The following is a 21,839-nucleotide window of genomic DNA, read 5'->3' as shown; positions in this document are numbered from 1 at the left end:
GACCGTATGGACCGTTCAGCACTGATCGAGTACGTCCGCGAGCACGGCGATGCCGTCGTCAGCACGATCGGGCCCGACGGCGCGCCGCAGTCGGCCTACCTCAGCATCACGGCCACCGACCTGGGCGAGTTCGTCTTCAACGCCCGCGGCGGTTCGCGCAAGATCGCGAACCTGCGCCGTGACCCGCGCATCGCCGTCGTGGTCGGCGGCCACGACAAGACGACCTTGCAGGCGCAGGGCGAAGCCGAGGTGCTCGCACCCGGCAGTGCCGAGTCCGCGAGGTGCGCGGACGCCTACGCGGCCGCCTTCCCATGGTTCGGCGAGTCGTTGACGAAGACCGAGTTCGAGCTGGTGCGCGTGAGCCTCCAGTGGGCCCGGTACGGCGACTACCGCGAGGGCCCGCCGGTGTCGGTCGAGGTCGAGCTCTCGTGACCGACGCCGCCGCGAGCGGGCCCGGCGCCCGGCGACTCGCCCTCCTCGCCATCCCGGCGATCGCCATCGGCATCGGGTCGGCGCTGAGCCTGCACCTACTGAACGGCCTCGCCGAGGTGCTCGAGGGGTTCCTCTGGACGACTCTGCCCGGGGCATTCGGTGCCGACGAGGCGACGCCGTGGTGGATCTTCACGGTGCTGACCGTCACGGGCATCGCCGTCGGATTGATCGTGTGGCTCGTGCCCGGCCATGGTGGCCCCGACTCCGCGACGACCGAGCTCTCCGGGCCGTTCCCCGGGCTCAAGGCCCTGCCGTCGATCGCCGTCGTGGTCGTGCTCGGGCTCGCGGGCGGCGTCAGCCTCGGACCCGAGAACCCGATCATCGCGATCAACGCGACACTCGCGATCGCCCTGCTCGCGCGCTTCGCCAAGGTGCCGCCGCAGCAGATCGCCGCGCTCGCGATCGCCGGAACGATCGGGGCGCTCTTCGGAACCCCGGTGGCCGCAGCGCTCGTCTTCACCGGCATGGTCGGCGCGATGAAGTCCGGCGGCTCGCTCTGGGATCGCCTGTTCCTCCCGCTGGCCGCGGCCGGCGCGGGTGCGGCGACCATGGACCTCCTCGGCGGCCAGAAGATCGCCTTCACGCTCGAGCCGATGGGCGCCCTCGAGCCGATCTTCCTGCTCACGGGCTTCGTCGTCGCCGCGGTGTCCGCGCTGCTCGGCATCGTGGCGGCGTGGGCCTTCCCGTACGTGCACCGCCTGTTCCACGCCCTCCCGAATCCGTTCATCGCCATCGCGCTCGGCGGCGTGGTGCTCGGACTGCTCGGCGTACTGGGCGGCCCGATCACCCTCTTCAAGGGGCTCGACCAGGCCGGCCAGCTGCTCTCGGACCCCGATGCCTACTCGCCCGGCCAGCTCGCGGCGTTCGCGGGCATCAAGCTCGTCGCCCTCGTGGTCGCGGCGAGCGCCGGTTTCCGCGGCGGCCGCATCTTCCCGGTGGTCTTCATCGGCACGGCGCTCGGCTTGCTCGGGTACGCCCTGCTCCCCGACCTGCCGATCTCCCTCGCGGTGGCGTGCGGAGCGATGGGCATCACCCTGGTGGCCACCCGCGACGGCTGGATCTCGATCTTCATCGGCGTCGCCCTCTGCGGCGACATGGCGGTGCTCGCACCGCTCTGCATCATCATCCTGCCGATCTGGCTCATGGTCACCAGGGCGCCCGAGCTCGTCATCAAGGTTCAGGCAGCGGATGCCGCGCCGACCCCGGATGCGGCGCCTCAGCGCCCCTGACCGCTGGGCGTGCGCTCGACTCGATCGCGCGAACGTCGAACGGGCCCGACCGCGAGACGCGAGCGGGCCCGTTCGAGGTTGAGGACTACTCGCGCGAGAGCATGGCCGCGGCCTCGAGCTCGAGGTCGCGGTACTGCTCGCCGCTCACGTCGACGGTGACGCCCAGCAGCTTGCCCCCCGTGAACGGGAACGGCCGGCCGTACTGGCTGCTCACGGGGTCGGCGCTGTCGAAGCCGACGCAGAGGCCGTCGCCGCAGAGCGTGAACTTGCCGATCTGCGCGCGCATCGGGCCCTCGGCGACGACCTTGTCGTCGACGTAGAGCTTGGCCGTGCCGATCGACTCGCCGTGCTCGCCGGCCGACTCGCGCACGAACTCGACGCCGAGCGTGTGCGGTCCGGGCGTGAGCTCCTCTGACGTGAACGTCTGCTCGGGCGGGATGCCGAGGAAGTTGTACACGTAGGTGAGCTTGCGGTCCTTCAGGAAGAGGGAGTGGCCGCCGAAGCGCGAGCCGTGGGCGAAGATCACGCCCTGCGCGTCGGCGTCGAGCACCACGTCGGCGATGATCTTGTACGACCTGCCGCGCACGTTGACCGCGACGCTCTCGGGAACGGCGGCGGCACCCGGGTAGTACACGTACCGGTCGCGAACCGGCTCGGACTGCGGGCGCTGGATCGACGTGAGCGCGATCGGCCCGCGGTCGTCGAGCGGCAGCACGTCGTTCGCCTCCGCCTCCTCGAACCAGAGGTCGATGAGCTCCTTGAGCTTCTCGGGCTGCTCGGCCGCGAGGTCCTTGGACTCAGACCGGTCTTCAGCCACGTGGTAGAGCTCCCAGACGTCCTCGTCGAAGTGGCCCCGGTCGCTGATCGGCGCGTGGATGGCCGCCGCCTTCCACCCGTCCTTCCAGATGCCGCGGGTGCCGAGCATCTCGTAGTACTGCTGTGTCTTCGTGGTCGGGGCGTCGGCGGACTCGAAGGTGTAGCGCATCGAGACGCCGTTGAGCGGATGCTGCTTCACGCCTCGGTAGACCTCGGGCATCTCCAGCCCCACGACGTCGAGGATCGTCGCGACGATGTCGGTCGAGTGGTGGTACTGGTGCCGGATCTCGCCCTTCGCGTCGAAGCCCTTCGGCCAGTGGATGACCATCGGGTCGCAGGTGCCGCCCGAAAACTGGGCGTAGCGCTTGAACATCTGGAACGGCGTCGAGAACGCCGCGGCCCATCCGGTCGGGTAGTGGTTGTACGTGTCGGGCGAGCCGAGCTTGTCGAGCATCGCGAGGTTCTCGGCGAGGTCGTCGGGGTAGCCGTTGAAGAACTTGTTCTCGTTGACCGACCCGTTGGGCGAACCCTCACCCGAGGCGCCGTTGTCGGCGCAGTAGAAGATGAGCGTGTTGTCGAGCTGCCCCGTCTCCTCGAGGTAGTCGATGATGCGTCCGACCTGCGCGTCGGTGTACTCGCTGAATCCGGCGTAGACCTCGGCGAAGCGGGCGAACAGGCGCTTCTCGTCATCGTTCAGCTCGTCCCACGGGCGCACGAAGTCGGCCGGGCTCGCGGCATCCTCCGGCATGGGGTTGAGCGGGGTGAGCGCCGTGCCCTCGGGCATGATGCCCTTCTCGATCATGCGGCCGAGCACCCACTCGCGGTAGGCCTCGTAGCCGTCGTCGAAGGCGCCCTTGTACTTGGCGATGTACTCCTCGGGCGCGTGGTGAGGCGCGTGGTTGGCGCCGGGGCAGAACCACAGGTACCAGGGCTTCGACGGGTTCGACGCCTGCTGGTTGTGCAGCATGTGCAGCGCCTGGTCGGCGAGGTCCTTCGAGAGGTGGTAGCCCTCTTCGGGCGAGTACGGCTGGTCGATGAAGTGGTTGTCCTCGACGAGGTCGGGGTACCAGTTGTTCGTCTCGCCGCCGAGGAACCCGTAGAAGCGGTCGAAGCCGAGTTGCACGGGCCACATCGAGCGGCTGCCGCCGGGGGCGTTGTCCTCCTCGGGCACGTTGTGGTCCTTGCCGACCCAGAAGGTCGAGAACCCGTTGTCCTGAAGCACGTGGCTGATCGTCGCGCACTCCTCGGGAAGGCGGCCCGCGGCACCCGGGAACCCGTCGGTGGCCTCCATGATCGTCGCCGCTCGGTTCAGGTGGTGGTTGCGACCTGTGAGGAACGTCGACCGCGTCGGCGAGCAGAGCGCGGTCGTGTGCCACTGCGTGTAGGTCAGGCCGCCCTTGGCGAGGCGATCCATGGTGGGCATGTTGATGCGACCGCCGTAGGGCGACCAGGCGGCGAGGCCGGTGTCGTCGTAGAGCACGACCAGCACGTTCGGCGCGCCCTCGGGCGCTCGTTTCAACTCGTAGGGCTTCCAGTCGGGAACCGAGTCCCGAACGTCCAACTTGATCGTGCCCGCGAACTTCGCGCGTTCCTCCGACATCAGCCAACCCCTCTGTTCTCGTCAGGGGCGTGTTTCCCTCCCGCGCCCCGACATCCAACGTATCCCCGTCGCCTCCCGCGCGGGAAGGATTCTCATGGGCCGCTCGGTGAACGTCGGGGCGTGCGCACCGCGCTCACGGCGGAGACGACGACGGCCCCGCGGCATCCGATCGGATGCCGCGGGGCCGGTGTCTCGTGAGGTGCGACTACAGGCTGAGCCCGTGCCCGAACCGGAACAGCGGGTCCTTCGTGTCGAACGGCACGTCTTCGCGGCTCGCCTCGACGGCGGCCATGCTGGACGGCAGGTCGAAGGGCAGCTTGCCGAGCGGTGATGCGGTACCCGTCAACACGTCGAGCACGGCGTTCGAGCTGGCGCCGTAGTTGCCCACGATCGCCGCGACGTCGCCGACGAACGGCGTGAGGATCGCGGGGCGGTCGAGGTGCACGTCGACCACGGTCGGAACCGCCGCGGCGATCTCGCGAATGTGTGCGACGGCCTCGTCGGTGAAGGCGAGCGAACCCTGGTGGAAGAAGTTCTCGAACGTCGACGAGCGCTCCTCGAACGGCGCGTGCGTGCGGATCACCGCGACATCCGCCTCGGCCGCCGTCTCGACGACCGTGCCGTACTCGGCCGCGACCTCGGGGGCGATGCCCTCGACGTACAGCTTGAGCCCGCGCGCGAGGGGAAGCGTCGGCGCGCCGGCATCCGTCACCGTGTTCGTGAGCACCGTGATGGAGGCGCGCTGGGCGGCCTCGCCCGCGGCGACGAACTCCTCGGAGCCGACGACGACGCCGGCTCGCTCGACGTCGACGTAGGGCTGGTCGAACAGGCCGAGCACGAACTTCTCGCGCAGCAGGCGTCGGGCCGACTCGTCCAGGCGGGCCTCGCTGACGTCGCCGGCCTCGACGAGCTCGACGAGGAGCTCGGGGATCGCCTCGCCGCCGAACTGGTCGACGCCCGCCTCGAGCACCTTGATCACGCGCTCGCGCGGCGTGAGGTGCTCGACGCCCCAGGCGCGCGCCGGGAACGGCTCGCCGAAGATCTCGGCGTCGGAGATGAGCCCCCAGTCGGTGCAGACGATGCCGTCGAACGCGTAGCGCTCGCGCAGCAGGCCCGTGATGACCGACTTGTTGAAGCCGAAGCCGACCTCCTCGTACTCGGTGCCGACCGGCATGCCGTAGTAGGGCATGATCTGGCGGGTGCCCGCGGCGAAGGCGTCCTCGAAGGGCTTGAGGTGCAGCTCGAACTCGCCGCCGGGGTAGACCTGCTCGCGGCCGTGCGGGAAGTGCGCGTCTTCGCCGTCCATCTGGGGGCCGCCGCCCGGGAAGTGCTTCGTCATCGTCGAGACCGAGCCCGGTCCGAACGACTCGCCCTGGAACCCGCGGATGTAGGCGGCACCCAGCTTGCCCGTGAGCTCGGCGTCCTCGCCGAACGTGGCGACCTGACGGCCCCAGCGCGGCTCGGTGGCGAGGTCGATCTGCGGGTGCAGGGCCACGCGGATGCCGACGGCCGTGTACTCCTGGCGGGCGATGTCGCCGAAGCGCTCGACGAGCGCCTCGTCGCGGATCGCGGCGAGGCCGATGGTCTCGGGCCAGCTCGAGAACGGGCCCGAGAGCATGCCCGCGAGCGGGTTGTCGCTGAACGAGTGGCGCGGGTCGGTCGAGATCGTCACGGGGATGCCGAGGCGCGTCGACGCGGCGAGCTCCTGCAGCTTGTTGTGCCAGCGCGCCATGAGCTCGCCCGACGGGGCGGAGCCGAGCACGTTGAAGTGCGTCATGCCCTTGCCGACGACCTGGTCTTCATTCGACGGCAGCCCGAACATCGGGTTCGCCTCGGCGAGCTCGCCGTCCTGGCTCATCGCGATCATGGTCTGGAAGAACAGGCCGGCCTTCTCCTGCAGGGTCATCTGGCCGAGCAGGTTCTCGACGCGCTCGTCGACGGGCAGGCTCGCGTCGCGGTAGGTCGGGTCGACGGGCAGGTCGGCGGATGCCGCGGCATCCGTGCTGTTGATGGTGTCGGTCATGGTGTTACTTCACTCCCTTGATTCGGTAGACGAGCACGGCGCCGGCGAGGGCCACGAGGGCGCCGAAGAGGTAGAAGGTGCTGTAACCGCCCAAGGAGGTCGTGGCACCGAAGGCGATGATGGACGGGGCGATCACGGGCGCGAGCGACTGCGGCAGCGCATTCGCCATGTTGAGCACGCCGAGGTCCTTGGCGGTGTCCTTCGGGTTGGGCAGCACCTGGGTCGCGAGGGCGGTGTCGACCGACATGAACGAGCCGGCGCCGAAGCCGATGACGGCCTGGGCGACGAGCACCATCGGGATGCTCGGGGCGAACGCGAGGATCACGAGGCCGAGCACCATGACGCCGCCGGCGACGGCGACGAACGGGCGGCGCTTGCCGATCTTGTCGGAGAGGATGCCGCCGATGGGGCCCGAGAGCGCCATGGCGACCATCGAGGCGAGGTTCGCCATGAGGATCGTGGTGATCGCGTCCTGCTCGCTGAGGCCGAACTGCTCGGTCAGGTAGAAGGGCAGGAAGGTCGCGATGCCCGCGTAGCCGAACATGATGAGGAACTTCGTCAGCCAGGTCCAGCCGAAGTCGGGGTGCTTGCGCGGGTTGAAGACGAACGAGCCGAAGAACTCCTTGACGCCGTAACGCTCGGCGGGCTTCTCGGTGAGTACGCGGTCCTTGAGGGTGAACACGAACACCCCGACGAAGACGACGGCGATGAGGGCCGGCACGACGAAGCGGCTGAGGTCGTCGGAGAGGAAGTTCACGAGGAAGCTGCCACCGAGGATGCCGAGCGGGGTGGTCAGGCCGATGATGCCCGAGACCTTGCCGCGCGAGTCGACCGGCACCTGGTCGGGCACGGTCGCGGTCGAGGCGGCCATGACGCCGTTCAGCGAGGCCTGCACGACGCACCAGCCGATGAGCACGATCCAGACGTCGGTCGCGACGCCGATGAGCGCGAAGGCGGCGAGGCCGACGAGCACGCCGCCGAGCATCCACGGGCGACGCATGCCGAAGCGCGAGACGGTGCGGTCGGAGAGGCGGCCGACGAGCGGGTTGCAGATGATCGCGAAGAGCGCGCCGACGCCCATGATCATGCCGAGCGCGTTCGTGGCCTCCTCGGCGGAGCCGGTGATGTGCTGCACCTTGAAGGCGAGTGAGACGAGCACCGGCGTGAGGAGCGCGAGGTAGAGGCCGAAGTTCGAGAGCGCCAGCGTGGGGATGTACCCCCTCGGCGCCCTGCCGGTCGGGCCGGCGGCGCCCGTGCCGTCGCCGGGCAGGCTGCTGCCGGGGGCGACCGTGTCGGTGAGTGACGACTCTGTCATGAGTTTCCTTCCACGAAAACCGAACCGTCTTCGGCTCTGGCACGAGGATACATGAATCTAGACCAAGTGGTAACTGAAATTCGAACGGGTGGTAACCCGGCTGTGGAAGGATGGGCCGAAGGCGAACCAGGGGGCGGCATGCGACAGGCGATGACGACGGATGCCGCGGCGCCCGCCCCGGCCCCGGCCCCGGCCCGGGTCGCGGTCCCGGCGAACCGGGCCGCCGCCACCGCCCGCACCCGCGCGAACATCCTGGCCGCGGCATCCCGGCTCTTCGTCGAACGCGGCTTCGGCGCGGTCTCGATGCGCGACATCGCGACCGAGGCCGGGCTGTCGCATCCGGGGGTGATCCGGCATTTCGCGACGAAGGACGAGCTCCTCGAGGCGATCGTGGCCGACTTCACCGCCATCACCGAGGGCGAGCTCGACTCGATGTTCGGGCCGGAGGGCGACGGCCTGCGCACCTTCGGCGAGGTCGCCAGGCGCAACGCCGCGATCGACGGCTACCTCCCGCTCTTCACCACGCTCGCGGGCGAGGCGACGAGCACCGAGCACCCCGCGCACACGCATTTCCGCGAGCGCCACGCCGAGCTGCGAACCCGGTCATCCGCGCTGTTCCGGGCCGCGATCGACGACGGCGAGCTGCCGATCGACACCGACGTCGTCGGCGAGCCGATCCGGCTCGCGGCGGCGTGGGACGGCCTGCAGCTCATCTCGCTCTACCTGCCGGACCTCGTCGACATCCCCGCGATGCTCGACCGCCACCTCGACCGGCTTCGCGGGGCGGATGCCGCGGGCGGCCCGGGCGACGCGACCGGTGCCGACTCGACGGGCGTTGCCGCGGCATCCGTCGACGCACCCCACGCACCCGCCATCGGCGCGTTCGGCCTCGCCCCCGAACCGGAACCCGACTCGGGATACGCCCCCGGACGCGCGCGGCGCGCACAGATCGTGGCCGACGCATCGGCGCTGTTCGCGCGCCGCGGGTTCCACGCGACGAGCCTCCGCGAGATCGCCGAGCAGGCGGGCATCGGCAAGTCCACGCTGCTGCACCACTTCTCGAGCAAGGACGATCTGCTCGGCGCCGTCGTCGCGCATCGCGACAGCACCATCGACGAGCGCGTCACCCTCGACGGCGATGCCTCGCCGGACGCGTTCCTGCGCGACATCCCCCGGCATGCCCGCTTCAATGCCGAGCACGAGCCGGGCCTGATCGAGGTCTACGCCGTGCTCTCGGCCGAGGCGGCTGCGGTATCGCACCCGGCGCACGCGTACTTCCGCCGGCGCTTCGAGTCGGCGATCGCGCAGTTCGGCGACCTGTTCGCCAGGGCGGCCCAAGCTGAAGGGCGGCGCATCGATGCCGCCTTCGAAGCCGTCTGGTTCGTCGCCCTCTGGGACGGCCTGCAGTTGCAGTGGCTCTACGACCCCGCCACCATCGACGTCGGCGACCACCTCGAGGCCCACCTCGCGCGCTTCACCCGCTTCTCGCCGGTCGAGTAGCGAAGCGTATCGAGACCACGTTCACGACCGATGGTCTCGATACGGCCCTGGCGGGCCTACTCGACCGGCGCGGCGGGCTCGACCGGCGCGACAGGCTCGGGCGTCGCGAGCTGCCGTGCGAGCCACGCGCGGGCACGACCGAACAACGCCTGCGCGAGCTCGGACTCCCCGGCCCAGACCTCGAACCCGTGCGCCGCCGCCGGCACCACCTCGCTCGTCACGTCGACGCCCGCCGTCGAGAGCGCCTGCGCGTACGCGGCATCCTCATCGCCGAAGAGCTCGAGGTCGGTCCAGTACGTCCACGTCGGCGGCAGGCCGGTGAGGTCGTCGCGCCGGGCCGGAACGGCGTATGCGGGCACCTCGGCCGAGCCCGGCTCGGCGCCCAGGTACGACCGCCACCCCACGAGGTTCGAGCGGTTGTTCCAGACGAGGTGCCTGCGCGCGTCGAGGTCGCGGTTCGCGGCGGTGCGGTCGTCGAGCATCGGGCAGAAGAGCACCTGCGCCGCCGGCCGCTCGCCCTCGTCGTGCAGCCGCTGCACGAGGGCCGCTGCCAGCCCGCCGCCCGCGCTCGCGCCGCCGATCGCGATGCGCCCGACGTCGATGCCGAGCTCGATCGCCGACGCATTCACCCACGCCCACGCGGCCCGCACGTCGTCGATCGCCGCGGGGAACGGATGCCGCGGGGCGAGCCGGTAGTCGACCGAGATCACCACCGCCCCGGTCTCGCGCGCCGTCTCACCGCAGAACCGGTCGTCGCCGGCCGCCGAACCCATGACGAGTCCCCCGCCGTGGATCCAGAGGAGTGCCGAGCCGTTCGGAGCGGCGGGCGTGAACACGCGCACCTTGGCCGATCCGTCCCACACGATCCGACGATCGACGCCCTCGACCTTCGTGCCGGGCTGGAGTCCCGATGCCCGGCCGATGAGGCCGAGCGTGAACGCGTTCTCGAGGTTGAGGGCCGGCACCTTCTTCAACGCCGGGAGCAGCGTCGGGTCGATCTCGTCGGTGGTCATCTGGGCGGTCTGGTCGAGCACGGGCGTCTCCCTCGGGTTCGTGCCCGAAACTCTACGGCCTGGCCGGAGCCGTTCAGAACGGCGGATTCATGGACTGCAGCGAACGCCGGACGGGTCGCGCGAGGCATCCGTCTCACGCGACCCGCACTCCCCGTCGGTCAGGACGCCCCGGCAGTCGCATTCTCCAGGCGCTCCAGCACTTGGTCGATCGTGAACGACGCAGGCTTCTGACGTGGCGGGAACTCGACGAGCGAGCCCAGCATCCTCGTCACGTAGGCCTGGGCGGGGATGAACAGGAAGATGTGCTCGAGCACCCAATCCCAGTACGTGTTCGACGTGATGTCGGCGCGCTCGTAGGGGTCGGTGCGCAGGTTGAACAGCTTCGGAAAGCGCAGGTGCACGTATGGCTCCTGCCAGACGGCGAGCGTTCCGACGGCGCGCTGCTCGAGGAACACGACCTTCCAATTGTCGAACCGCATCGCGGTCAGGTCGCCGTCGTCGGAGCTGTAGAAGAAGTGGCGGCGCGGGCTCTCGTCTGCTGCGCCGGTGATGTAGTCCAGTTGGTTGTTGCCGTCGAGGTGCACCTTGTAGGCGGTGCCGTGCAACTCTGTCCCCTGCTTCAGTCGCTCGGCGATGTCCGTGTCGCCGACCGCCGCGAGGAGGGTCACGAACCAGTCGTTGTGACTCACGATTCCGTTCAGCACCGTACCCGAGGGGATGTGCCCGGGCCAGCGCACCATCGCCGGCACGCGGTACGCGCCCTCCCAGTTCGAGTTCTTCTCGTTGCGGAACGGGGTCATGCCGGCGTCGGGCCAGCTGTTCATGTGCGGTCCGTTGTCGGTGGAGTACATGACGATCGTGTTCTCGGCGAGGCCGAGTTCGTCGAGCAGGTCGAGCAACGACCCCACGACGTCGTCGTGGTCGAGCATCGTGTCGTGGTACTCCGACTGCCAGCGCCCCGCGCGCCCCTTGCTCTCGGGCTTCGTGTGCGTGCGGAAGTGCATGTGGGTGGAGTTGAACCACACGAAGAAGGGCTGGTCGTCGTCGGCCTTCGCACGGATGAAGTCGGCAGCGGCGTCGCGGAACTCCTCGTCGACCGTCTCCATGCGCTTCTTGGTGAGCGGCCCGGTGTCTTCGATGCGCTGGGTGCCGTCGTCGTTCGCCCAGGCGTGGATCACGCCGCGCGGACGGAATTTCTCGCTGAAGCCCGGGAACTCCTCGTCGGTCGGGTAGTCGGGGTGCTCGGGCTCCTCCTCGGCGTTGAGGTGGTAGAGGTTGCCGAAGAACTCGTCGAATCCGTGCGCCGTCGGCAGGAACTCGTCGCGATCACCGAGGTGGTTCTTGCCGAACTGACCGGTCGCATAGCCATGGTGCTTGAGGGCATCGGCGATCGTCGGGTCCTCAGCACGAAGGCCGAGGTCCGCCCCGGGCATGCCGACCTTCGTGAGACCGGTGCGGTACGGGTTCTGGCCGGTGATGAACGCGGCGCGACCGGCCGTGCAGCTCTGCTCGCCGTAGTAGTCGGTGAACCGCACGCCCTCGTCGGCGACGCGGTCGATGTTCGGGGTGCGATACCCCATGAGGCCGTCCGAGTAGGCGCTCAGGTTCGTGATCCCGATGTCATCTCCCCAGATGATCAGGATGTTCGGCTTGTCGGCCATGGATTCCCCTCCGTCGATGTCGGGGTACGCCATCGACCCCCACGCATCCGATCCAAGCACTCGCCCCCATCCTGCAGCCATGTCTGCACCGGGGATCCTCGGTGAACGCACAGGCCGCGTGGGCGAAGCCCGGCACTACGGTGGAACGGTGGCAGACGACATGGTGCGCATCGCCGGGGGAACGTTCCGCATGGGCAGCGACGAGTTCTATCCCGACGAGCGCCCCGTGCACGAGCGGGTCGTCGCCGACTTCCTCATCGACCGCTCCCAGGTGACGAACGAGGAGTACGCGCGCTTCGTCGACGACACCGGGTACGTCACGGTCGCCGAGCGGCCGATGGACCCGAAGGACTTCCCGGGCGCCGACCCCGCCGATCTCGTGCCGGGCGCCATGGTATTCACGCCGACCGCGGGCCCCGTCGACCTGCGCAACTGGCGCAACTGGTGGCGCTGGCAGCCGGGCGCGTACTGGCGGCAGCCGTTCGGCCCCGGGTCGGGCATCGACGACCGGCTGCGGCATCCGGTCGTGCACATCGCGTTCGAGGATGCCACGGCCTACGCGACGTGGGCCGGCAAACGTCTGCCCACCGAGGCCGAGCACGAGTACGCGGCGCGCGGCGGTCTCGACGGCGCGCGGTTCGCGTGGGGCGAGGAGCCGTACCCCGGCGGGGTCGCGCAGGCGAACTCGTGGCTCGGGCGGTTTCCGTACGACAACCAGGGCGTCGGCGGCACGGCCGAGGTCGGCTCGTATCCGGCGAACGGCTACGGCCTCTTCGACATGATCGGCAACACGTGGGAGTGGACGAGCGACTACTACACGCCGCGGCACCTGCAGCTCTCCGACTCCCCCGTCGACGCCGGCAAGCGCGAGAACCTGCTCGCCGCCGCGAGTGCGCAAGAGGGCTTCGCCGAGATCCCCCGCCGCGTGCTCAAGGGCGGCTCGCACCTCTGCTCGCCCGACTACTGCCTGCGCTTCCGCCCCGCGGCGCGCTCACCGCAGGCCGAAGACACGGGCATGTCGCACATCGGGTTCCGCTGCGTCCGCGACGCCTGAGCCCCGCCACGAGCACACGATGAGCGGATGCCGCGGGCGGCCGCCCGCGGCATCCGTCGCCCTGTGGTCGGGCCGGCGTCAGGCCCGGCGCGCGGTCAGGAGACGCTGCGGAAGAACGCGCGGAGGTCGCCCGCGAGCAGCTCCGGCTCCTCCATCGCCGGAAAATGGCCGCCCTCGGCGAACTCGCTCCAGTGGCCGATCGCCCTCCACGGGTCCATCGTGCGGCGGATCAGCGGATGGGCGTCGAACACCGCCCATCCCGACGGCACGCCCGAGGCCATGGCGAAGTCGAGTTCGGAGTGCTCCGACTCGTAATAGAACTGCGCGACCGATGCGCCGCTGCGCGTGAACCAGGAGACGCTGACGTTCGTGAGGAGCTGATCGCGGTCGACCTCGGGCATGCGGTATCCGCCGTCGGTCCGGCGCTTGAACTTCTCGACGATCCACGCGAGCTGCCCGACCGGTGAATCGGTGAGCGCCGGACCGATCGTGTCGGGTCGGTGGTTGTGCATGCCGAGGTACCCGCGCTCCGCCGCACTCGCGGCATGCGCGGCCGCGAGTTGGGCGAGCTCCTCGTCGGACAGGTCGCCGGGCGCAGGGAACTTGTCGCCCACCAGCCCGAGCCACACCCGGTCGGCACCGAGATGCGTGCCGATGACACGTTCGGGGTGCGTCGCCGCGAGGCGGCCGGTGATGCCCGAACCGACGTCGGTGCCGTGTGCGGCGAACCGCTCGTAGCCGAGACGGGTCATGATCTCGGCATACGCCTCCGTGGTTCGCGCCAGATCCCAGCCGGTCGCCGACAGCGGAGTGGAGAAGCCGAGTCCGGGCAGCGACGGGATCACCACGTGGAACTCCTCGGTCAGCAGCGGGATGAGTCGCTCGTACTCGACGAACGACGCCGGCCAGCCGTTGCTGAGGAGCAGCGGCGTGGCGTCGGGGTCGGCCGACCGTGCGTGCACGACGTGGAAGGTCTGGCCGTCGACGACGGTCGTGAACTGCTCGTGCTCGTTGAGCTTCGCCTCCTGCGCGCGCCAGTCGAAGCCGTCGCGCCAGTACTCGGCGAGGTCCCGCAGGTACGGCAGCGGGATGCCGCGGCTGAAGTCGGTGCGATCGTCTCGGCCCGGCACGGGCAGCGGCCAGCGCGTCTGCGCGAGGCGGTGTCGCAGCTCGTCGAGGTCGGCCTGCGGGATGTCGATGCGGAAGGGGGTGAGTGCGGTGTCGGCGTTCATAGGTCGACGTTCTCAGGGAATGCGGAAGATCAGCTTCCGCGATTGCTGGAATGATCGAGACCATGTTGGAGACCTCGGCCCGCCTGCTCGAGCTGCTGTCGTTGCTCCAGCTCAAGCGCGACTGGACGAGCGCCGAGCTCGCCGGCCGCCTCGAGGTGAGCACGAGGACCGTGCGCGCCGACATCGGCAAGCTGCGGTCGCTCGGGTATCCGGTGGTCGCGCGGCCCGGGGTGGCGGGCGGGTACCGGCTGGCCGCCGGCACGGCGATGCCGCCGCTGCTGCTCGACGACGACGAGGCCGTCGCCGTCGCGGTCGGGCTGGGTGCGGTCGCGACCTGGAAGCTCGGCGTCGAGGAGACCTCGCTCACCGCGCTCGCGAAGCTCGAGCAGGTGCTGCCATCGCACCTGCGGCAGCGCGTCGACGCGGTGCGCGAGGCGATGAGCGTGGTTCCGGGCGCCGAACCGCAGCTCGACCTCTCGGCGCTCAGCGCGATCGCCACCGCGATCCGCGGCCACGAACGGCTCAGGTTCGCGTACACGAAGCCCGGCGGCAGCGAGTCGGCGCGCCACACCGAGCCCCAACGGCTGGTGAGCTGGGGTCCGCTCTGGTACCTGCTCGCGTGGGACCTCGACCGCGACGACTGGCGGGTCTTCCGTGTCGATCGCATGGTTCCGAACGCACCGACGGGTGCGCGGTTCCGCCCGCGTGCGATCCCCGAGGACGACGTCGTCGAGTACGTCGTCCGCCGCGTCATCAGGGCGTCCTGGCGGTACCGCGCCCGGGTGCTCGTGCACGCACCCGCCGCCGAGGTCGCCGCGAAGATCCTCATCCCGGTCGACATCGAGCCGGTCGACGACTCCACCTGCCGCGTCGAACTGGGCTCCGAAGACCCCGATCGGCTCGCGCTGTGGATGGCGCAGCTCGACGTCGACCTCGAGGTGATCGAGGGCGACGAGCTCGCGGCGGCGTTCGGCCGCCTGGCGACGAGGTTCGGCCGCGCGTCGGACGTGCGCTAGGCCCGGCGCGGGGCGAGGTCGAGCAGCGGGGCCACGCCCTCGGCGAACCAGTACGCCTCTTCGAGGTGCGGGTAGCCCGAGAGCACGAACTCGGTGAAGCCGACCGCGCGGTACTCGCGGATGAGCGCGGCGACTTCGGCGTAGCTGCCGACGAGGGCCGTGCCGGCGCCGCCGCGCACCAGGCCGACGCCCGCCCAGAGCCCGGGGTACACCTCGAGGTCCTCGCGGCGAAGGCCGCCGTCGACGAGTTCGGCCTGACGGCGCTGGCCGACCGATCCGGACGAGAGGAACGACTCGCGGGCCTTCGCGACGACCTCGGGGTCGAGCCCGGCGACGAGCTCGTCGGCCACGCGCCACGCCTCCTCGCTCGTGGGCCGGGCGATCACGTGCAGGCGGATGCCGTAGCGCAGGGTGCGTCCACGGGCGGCGGCCGCCTCGCGCACGCGGGCGATCTTCTCGCCGGCCTGCACCGGCGGCTCGCCCCAGGTCAGGTAGACGTCGCAGTGCTCGGCCGCGACGTCGATCGCGGCATCCGACGACCCACCGAGGTAGATCTCGGGCTGCACGCCGAGCTCCGGGATCTGCGCGCCCTCGATCGTGTGGAACTCGCTGTCGACGTCGACCCGCTCGCCGTTCCAGAGCCGACGGACGATGTCGAGGTACTCGGCGGCGCGCGCGTAGCGGCCGTCCTTGCCGATGCGGTCGCCGTACTTGCGCTGCTCGGCGTCGTCGCCGCCGACCACGACGTTCACGCGCAGGCGGTCGCCGCTGTAGCGCTGGAACGTGGCCGCGACCTGCGCCTGCAGCGTCGGCGACATGAGACCGGGGCGGAACGCCACGAGGTAGTCGAGGTCGCGCGTGTGCTGCGCGAGCGAGCTCGCCGCGACCCAGCTCTCCTCGCTGCGGCCGCCGGTCGGGATGAGCACGGCGTGGTAGCCGAGCTGCTCGACCGAGCGGGCGATCTGCGACAGGTACCGGATGTCGGGTTCGCGCCGTGCGGGCGCGGCCGACTGCCCTGCGTAGGTCATCGCCGAGCCCTGGCTGAGGTCGGTGCGCGAGTCGCCCGTGAGCGGGATGAACCAGTCGAGGATGATGCCGCCGTCGGCCGGTTCTGCGGTGGGGGTCTCGGTCACGTCGGGAGCCTAGTCAACGCCCGCGCGACGGGCTCCGGATGTTGCCGCGCATGACGCGCGCGCGAACACCGCCGGTCGAGTAGCGCGAAGCGCGTATCGAGACCAGCCGTCGCTATTCAAGGTCTCGATACGGCGCTGACGCGCCTACTCGACCAACTCGGCGTGGCGCGCCGCAGCATCCGATCTGATCAGGGGTTTCACGACGAGATCACCCGCAAACGGGGGACGGAACACTTCGTCATGTTGCACGGCCTGACTTAGGTAAGGCTATGCTAACCCCCGGCCAACCGGCCCGACCGCGACCGACAGGGGGAGCCGACGCGCATGCGTGATCTGCTGATGAGTTCGACCGTTCCCGAGTACACCGACCTTCTGGGGCGCGCGACGGGGCTCGTGGCCTCTCGCGTGGCCTCGACGATCCAGCCGTTCTCGGGTGCCGGCCGCGCCGAACTGCAACGCCTCGTCGACGACGTCGACCTCGAATCCGCGGGCGTCGGCACGGCCGAGGCGCTGCGCGAGGTCGACGGGCTCTTCCTCGAGCACGCGATCTGGTTCCACGACCCGGCGTACGCGGCGCACCTGAACTGCCCGGTCGCGCTGCCCGCGGTCGCCGCCGAGGCGATCCTCGCCGCGGTGAACCCCTCGGTCGACACCTACGACCAGTCGGCGGTCGGCACGCTCATGGAGCGCCGACTCGTCGAGTGGACCGCGCGGCGCATCGGCTTCGAGCACGGCGACGGCGTCTTCACCTCGGGCGGCACGCAGTCGAACCTGCACGCACTGCTGCTCGCCCGCGAATGGGCGCTCGCCCGGCACGGCGGCTCGCGTGCCGAGGTGCTCCCCCGCTTCAATATCCTCGCCACCGCGTCGAGCCACTTCAGCGTCGAGAAGTCGGCCCTCATCCTCGGCCTCGGCGACGACGCCGTCGTGAGCGTTCCCGACGACGGCGAGGGACGAATGGATGCCGCGGCCCTCGCCGCATCGCTCGCGGCGATCCGTGCCGCGGGCCGCATCCCGATGGCCGTCGTGGCGACCGCCGGCACGACCGACCGCGGCGTCATCGATCCCGTCGCCGCGATCGCCGAGCACTGCGACGCCCACGACGTGTGGCTGCACGTCGACGCGGCCTACGGATGCGGACTGCTCGTGTCGCGCCGACACCGCGAGCTCATCGCGGGCATCGAGCGCGCGCGCTCGGTGACCGTCGACTTCCACAAGAGCTTCTTCCAGCCGGTCTCCTCGAGTGCGATCGTCGTGCGCGAACCGGCCGACCTGCGGGCCGCCGCCTGGCACGCCGACTACCTGAACCCGCTCGAGAACGAGGAGCCGAACCAGGTCGACAAGTCGCTGCAGACGACCAGGCGCTTCGACGCGCTGAAGCTCTGGACGACGCTGCGCGCGATCGGCGCCGACGGCCTCGGCGACCTCTTCGACGAGGTGATCGAACTGGCGCGCGTCGTCGGCGACGGGGTGGCCGCCGACCCCGAGCTCGAGCTCGTCGGTCGCACGCAGCTCAGCACCGTGCTGTTCCGCGTTCGCCCCGAGGGTGCCGACGAGCAGGCGCAGGACGCCCTCGTCGCCCAGGTGCGGCGCGTGCTCTTCGAGTCGGGCCGGGCGCTCGTCGCCAAGACCGTCATCGACGGGCGGCCCTGCCTCAAGCTCACCCTGCTGAACCCCGAGACGTCGGCGGCCGACATCCGTCGCGTGCTCGATCTCGTGAAGGATGCCGCGGCGGCCCTCGTCGACCTGCGCGACGTGGAGGTCGTGGCATGAGCCCGACGCAGCCCGGCGCGCCCGGCGCACCCGGCGCGCAGCCCGGCGCACCCGCCCGCGTGCACGACGTCGTCGGCATCGGCATCGGCCCGTTCAACCTCGGACTCGCCTGCCTGCTCGAGCCGCTCGCGCTCGACGCCGTGTTCCTCGACCGCGCCGACGGGTTCGCGTGGCATCACGGCATGATGCTCGACGGCGCGACGATCCAGGTGCCGTTCATGGCCGACCTCGTGACCATGGCCGACCCGACCTCGCCGTTCTCGTTCCTCAACTGGCTGAAGCAGAGCGGACGGCTCTACCCCTTCTACATCCGCGAGAGCTTCTACCCGCTGCGCGCCGAGTACGACGCGTACTGCAGGTGGGCGAGCGAGCAGCTGCCGTCGCTGCGGTGGGGGCGCGACGTCGTCTCGGTCGACCACGACGAGGCGAACGACGTCTACACGGTCCGTGCGCTCGACCTCGCGACGGGCGACGTCGAGACGTACTCGGCCAGGCACCTCGTGCTCGGCGTCGGCACCGCGCCGACCGTGCCGGCGGCCCTGCGCGACCTCCCCGGTCTCGTGGTGCACAGCTCGGAGTACCTGCCGAACCGCGAACGCCTGCAGGGCGCCGGATCGATCACCGTCGTCGGCAGCGGGCAGTCCGCGGCCGAGATCTACCGCGACCTGCTCGGCGACGCCACGGCAGCCGACGGCTACCGCCTCGACTGGATCACCCGGTCGCCGCGGTTCTTCCCCATGGAGTACACGAAGCTCACGCTCGAGATGACGAGTCCCGAGTACACCGACCACTTCCACGGGCTGCCGCTCGCCCTGCGCCAGCAGCTCGGGCGCGAGCAGCGCGGCCTCTACAAGGGCATCTCGGGCGAGCTCATCGACGAGATCTACGACACGCTCTACGAACTCAGCGCATCGGGCCCGGTGCCGACGACGCTGCTCACCGACACCGAGCTGCTCGAGGCGTCGTGGGACGGCACGCGGTTCCGCCTGCGGCTTCGGCACGCCCAGCTCGAGCAGGAGTACGAGCGCGAGACCGACGCGCTCGTGCTCGCGACCGGCTATTCGGCGCGCGTGCCCGCGTTCCTCGACCCGGTGCGCGACCGCTTCGAGTGGGACGCGCTCGGCCGGCTCGACGTCTCCCGCGACTACAGCATCGACGGCGGCCGTGGTCGCGTCTTCGTGCAGAACGGCGAGGAGCACACCCACGGCCTGACCGCACCCGACCTCGGTTTCGGCGCGTGGCGCAACGCGCAGATCATCGCGAAGATCTGCGGACATGAGATCTACCCGCTCGAGCGCAGCATCGCGTTCCAGCAGTTCGGGGTGCCGGCGGATGTCGCGGCTGGGTCTCGATACGGCGCCGGCGCGCCTCCTCGATCGGCGGAGGTCGGCGCTGGCGCGCCCACTCGACCGGCGGAGGTGCTGCGATGACCGTCGTGACCGACTACGAGATCGACATCCGACCCGTGGATGCCCGGCTCGACGCACCCGTCGTGCAGCAGTGGCTGGCGGCTCCGAAGTCCGCGTTCTGGGGCATGCAGGAGCTCGGCGTCTCCGAGGTCGCCGACTACCTCGCGGAGGTCTCGACGCATCCGCGCCAGGACTCCTGGCTCGGCGCGGTCGACGGCGCCCCGGCGTTCCTCGCCGAGACGTACGACCCCGCGAGCGTGCTGCTCGTCGGCATCCACGACGCACTGCCGGGCGACCTGGGCATGCACGTGCTCGTCGCCCCGGCCGACGGCCACGGCCGCCACGGACTCACGGATGCCGTCTTCGCCGCCGTCATGCGCTGGTGCTTCGACGAGCTCGGCGCCGAGCGCGTGGTCGTCGAGCCCGACGTGCGCAACGAGCGCATCGCGGCCAAGAACGCGCGGGCCGGATTCCGCGTGCTCGGCGAGGTCGAGGTGCCCGAGGGCGAGCACGTGAAGCGGGCGAACCTCTCGGTGTGCACGCGCGCCGACTTCGCGGCATCCGCCCTCGGCTCCCTTCCCGACCACGAACGACTCGGATGACGCACATGAACGATCAGACCCACGCCGCCCACCAGCCGATCACCCGCCCGGCGAACCCCGCCGCGCACCTCACCCCGGCCGCGATGGCGGCCGCGCAGCGGCACCTCGTGGCGAAGGCGATCGCGGAGTTCACGCACGAGCGGCTGCTCGCGCCCGTGCCGGCCGCCCCCGACGCCGGCCCCGAGGCATCCGCCCGCTCCTACCGCCTCGCCCTCGACGGCGGCCGCGTCGAGTACCGCTTCGAGGCCGACCGGTTCGCCCTCGAGCACTGGGTGCTCGACGAGCCGACGCTCGAGCGGTTCGTCGACGGCACGCCGACGCCGCTCGACGCGCAGGCGTTCATCATCGAGCTGCAGCCCCTGCTCGGCATCCCCGATGCGCTGCTCGCGACCTACCTCGAGGAGATCGCGTCGACCCTGGCGAGCAGCGCGTTCAAGCTGACGCAGGGCGGCCCGACGGCGGCCGAGCTGGCCCGCGCCGACTTCCAGACGATCGAGTCGGCGATGACCGAGGGCCACCCGGGCTTCGTGGCGAACAACGGCCGCATCGGCTTCGGCGTCTCGGAGTACTCGGCGTACGCGCCCGAGGCGGCCGAGCCGTTCACGCTCGTCTGGCTGGCCGCCCGGCGCGAGTTCACGCACTTCGCGCTCGGCGAGGGGCTCGACCGGCAGTCGTTCCTGCGCGAGCAGCTCGGGCAGGCCCAGCACGACGCGTTCGAGGCGCGCCTCGTCGAGGCCGGACTCGACCCCGCCGACTACCTGCTGCTGCCCGTGCACCCGTGGCAGTGGGAGCACCGCATCGCGATCACGTTCGCGCCCGACCTCGCGAAGGGCAACCTCGTGTTCCTCGGCGAGGGGTTCGACCGGTACCTCGCCCAGCAGTCGCTGCGCACGATGTTCAACGCCGACGACTGGGGCCGCGACTACGTCAAGACCGCCCTGTCGATCCAGAACATGGGGTTCCTGCGCGGCCTCTCCCCCGCGTACATGCGGGTCACGCCGGCGATCAACGACTGGGTCGGCGAGCTCGTCGAGGCCGACGAGGCCCTCGGCGAGGCCGGGTTCCGCGTGCTGCGCGAGCACGCGTCGATCGGCTACACCGGCGACGCCTACCACCGCACGCGCACGGTGTCGCCGCATCGCAAGATGCTCGCCGCACTCTGGCGCGAGAGCCCGGTGCCGCTGCTGGCCCCGAACCAGCGGCTCAGCACGATGGCCGCGCTGCTGCATCGGGATGCCGCGGGCGGCTCGGTCGCCAGTGCGCTCGTCGCGGCATCCGCCCTGCCCGCCGTCGACTGGGTGCGGGCGTACCTGCGCGCCTACCTGCGGCCGCTCGTGCACTGCCTTCGCGCGTACGACCTGGCGTTCATGCCGCACGGCGAGAACCTGATCCTCGTGCTCGAGGACGCGGTGCCCGTCGGGGTCTTCATGAAGGACATCGGCGAGGAGGTCGCGCTGCTCTCGGCTCCGCGGCCCGGTGCCGCCAACCGCACGCCCCCCGTGCCAGAGGATGTGCAGCGCATCATCACCGAGGTCGACGACCGCGAGAAGGCGCTGGCCGTCTTCACCGACGTGTTCGACGGCGTGCTGCGTCACCTCGCCGGAATCCTGCACGTCGACGGCACGCTCGACGAGCACGCGTTCTGGGCACTCGTGGCCGAGTGCGTCGACGAGCACGAGGTCGCGCACCCGCACCTCGAGTCGGGCATCGACCTGCGCGCCGAGACCTTCGCGCACTCGTGCCTGAACCGCCTGCAACTGCGCAACACGCTGCAGATGGTCGATATCGCGAACCAGTCCGAGTCGCTCATCTACGCGGGCGAGATGGCCAACCCGATCGCCAGGTCGCGCCGGTTCGGGACCGCGGGCGCGGGTGTTCGGGGTGGCGCGGGCGTTCGGGGTGGCGCCGGTGCCGATCATGGGGCGGATGCCGCGGCCGCCGCCATCTCGCCCGCCTCGGCCTGAGCGTGCG

16 protein-coding genes are annotated in these 21,839 nt (G+C 70.5%); 9 read left to right on the top strand and 7 right to left on the bottom strand.

The annotated features are described in order from the left end of the window. Positions 1-6: 6 nt before the first annotated feature. Positions 7-432, top strand: coding sequence for a pyridoxamine 5'-phosphate oxidase family protein (locus ASE68_RS20645; RefSeq protein ID WP_055854216.1), 426 nt, complete (start codon positions 7-9; stop codon positions 430-432). Next, on the top strand, positions 429-1,721 hold the full coding sequence (locus tag ASE68_RS01080) for an ion channel protein (protein WP_055854213.1): 1,293 nt from the start codon (positions 429-431) through the stop codon (positions 1,719-1,721). The genes ASE68_RS20645 and ASE68_RS01080 overlap by 4 nt, the downstream gene beginning before the upstream one ends. Before the next feature lie 85 nt (positions 1,722-1,806). On the opposite strand, the gene ASE68_RS01075 is transcribed toward ASE68_RS01080, so the two are convergent. The 3 genes from ASE68_RS01075 to ASE68_RS01065 form a co-directional block, all read right to left on the bottom strand. Further along, positions 1,807-4,137, bottom strand: coding sequence for an arylsulfatase (locus ASE68_RS01075; RefSeq protein ID WP_055854209.1), 2,331 nt, complete (start codon positions 4,135-4,137; stop codon positions 1,807-1,809). A gap of 205 nt (positions 4,138-4,342) precedes the next feature. Continuing rightward, a complete protein-coding gene (locus tag ASE68_RS01070) occupies positions 4,343-6,160 on the bottom strand; it encodes a glycoside hydrolase family 3 protein (RefSeq protein ID WP_055854205.1) in 1,818 nt (605 codons plus the stop codon). A 4-nt stretch (positions 6,161-6,164) separates the two neighbouring features. Next, positions 6,165-7,475 (bottom strand): MFS transporter, encoded by a 1,311-nt coding sequence (locus ASE68_RS01065; protein ID WP_055854202.1) that lies wholly within the window; start codon positions 7,473-7,475, stop codon positions 6,165-6,167. Between the two features lie 138 nt (positions 7,476-7,613). Here ASE68_RS01065 and ASE68_RS01060 point away from each other — a divergent pair, with 138 nt between their 5' ends. Beyond that, positions 7,614-8,975, top strand: coding sequence for a TetR/AcrR family transcriptional regulator (locus ASE68_RS01060; RefSeq protein WP_055854199.1), 1,362 nt, complete (start codon positions 7,614-7,616; stop codon positions 8,973-8,975). Between the two features lie 56 nt (positions 8,976-9,031). Here ASE68_RS01060 and ASE68_RS01055 read toward each other — a convergent pair whose 3' ends face one another. Together ASE68_RS01055 and ASE68_RS01050 are read right to left on the bottom strand one after the other, a co-directional pair. After that, on the bottom strand, positions 9,032-10,009 hold the full coding sequence (locus ASE68_RS01055; RefSeq protein WP_235480731.1) for an alpha/beta hydrolase: 978 nt from the start codon (positions 10,007-10,009) through the stop codon (positions 9,032-9,034). Between the two features lie 137 nt (positions 10,010-10,146). Next, positions 10,147-11,649 carry an arylsulfatase gene (locus ASE68_RS01050; RefSeq protein WP_055860427.1) on the bottom strand — a complete coding sequence of 501 codons (1,503 nt, stop codon included), beginning with the start codon at positions 11,647-11,649 and terminating at the stop codon, positions 10,147-10,149. A 160-nt stretch (positions 11,650-11,809) separates the two neighbouring features. On the opposite strand from ASE68_RS01050, the gene ASE68_RS01045 reads away from it, so the two are divergent. Beyond that, on the top strand, positions 11,810-12,703 hold the full coding sequence (locus ASE68_RS01045) for a formylglycine-generating enzyme family protein (protein WP_055854196.1): 894 nt from the start codon (positions 11,810-11,812) through the stop codon (positions 12,701-12,703). 95 nt (positions 12,704-12,798) lie between these two features. On the opposite strand, the gene ASE68_RS01040 is transcribed toward ASE68_RS01045, so the two are convergent. Beyond that, on the bottom strand, positions 12,799-13,935 hold the full coding sequence (locus ASE68_RS01040) for an epoxide hydrolase family protein (protein ID WP_055854192.1): 1,137 nt from the start codon (positions 13,933-13,935) through the stop codon (positions 12,799-12,801). Positions 13,936-13,997: 62 nt separating this feature from the next. Between ASE68_RS01040 and ASE68_RS01035 the strand changes: the two genes are divergently transcribed. Then, positions 13,998-14,951 carry a YafY family protein gene (locus ASE68_RS01035; RefSeq protein ID WP_055860424.1) on the top strand — a complete coding sequence of 318 codons (954 nt, stop codon included), beginning with the start codon at positions 13,998-14,000 and terminating at the stop codon, positions 14,949-14,951. On the opposite strand, the gene ASE68_RS01030 is transcribed toward ASE68_RS01035, so the two are convergent. Beyond that, entirely contained in the window at positions 14,948-16,084 is a 1,137-nt protein-coding gene (locus ASE68_RS01030) for an LLM class flavin-dependent oxidoreductase (RefSeq protein WP_235480730.1), read from the bottom strand. The genes ASE68_RS01035 and ASE68_RS01030 overlap by 4 nt on opposite strands. 324 nt (positions 16,085-16,408) lie before the next feature. On the opposite strand from ASE68_RS01030, the gene ASE68_RS01025 reads away from it, so the two are divergent. Genes ASE68_RS01025 through ASE68_RS01010 form a run of 4 tightly spaced genes read left to right on the top strand, consistent with a single transcriptional unit; the run spans position 16,409 to position 21,832 of the window. Next, positions 16,409-17,857 carry a pyridoxal-dependent decarboxylase gene (locus ASE68_RS01025; RefSeq protein ID WP_055854187.1) on the top strand — a complete coding sequence of 483 codons (1,449 nt, stop codon included), beginning with the start codon at positions 16,409-16,411 and terminating at the stop codon, positions 17,855-17,857. Then, positions 17,854-19,287 carry a lysine N(6)-hydroxylase/L-ornithine N(5)-oxygenase family protein gene (locus tag ASE68_RS01020; protein WP_082461768.1) on the top strand — a complete coding sequence of 478 codons (1,434 nt, stop codon included), beginning with the start codon at positions 17,854-17,856 and terminating at the stop codon, positions 19,285-19,287. Before ASE68_RS01025 ends, ASE68_RS01020 begins: the two co-directional genes overlap by 4 nt. Continuing rightward, on the top strand, positions 19,284-19,868 hold the full coding sequence (locus tag ASE68_RS01015) for a GNAT family N-acetyltransferase (protein WP_055854184.1): 585 nt from the start codon (positions 19,284-19,286) through the stop codon (positions 19,866-19,868). The genes ASE68_RS01020 and ASE68_RS01015 overlap by 4 nt, the downstream gene beginning before the upstream one ends. A 5-nt stretch (positions 19,869-19,873) precedes the next feature. Then, complete coding sequence (locus ASE68_RS01010) at positions 19,874-21,832, top strand: IucA/IucC family siderophore biosynthesis protein (protein WP_082462292.1); 1,959 nt, start codon at positions 19,874-19,876, stop codon at positions 21,830-21,832. Positions 21,833-21,839 lie beyond the last annotated feature (7 nt).

The organism is Agromyces sp. Leaf222 (genome assembly GCF_001421565.1).
Taxonomy (GTDB): domain Bacteria; phylum Actinomycetota; class Actinomycetes; order Actinomycetales; family Microbacteriaceae; genus Agromyces.
The sequence above is the reverse complement of the archived record's forward strand: the minus strand, read 5'-3'. Positions and strand labels throughout refer to the sequence as shown.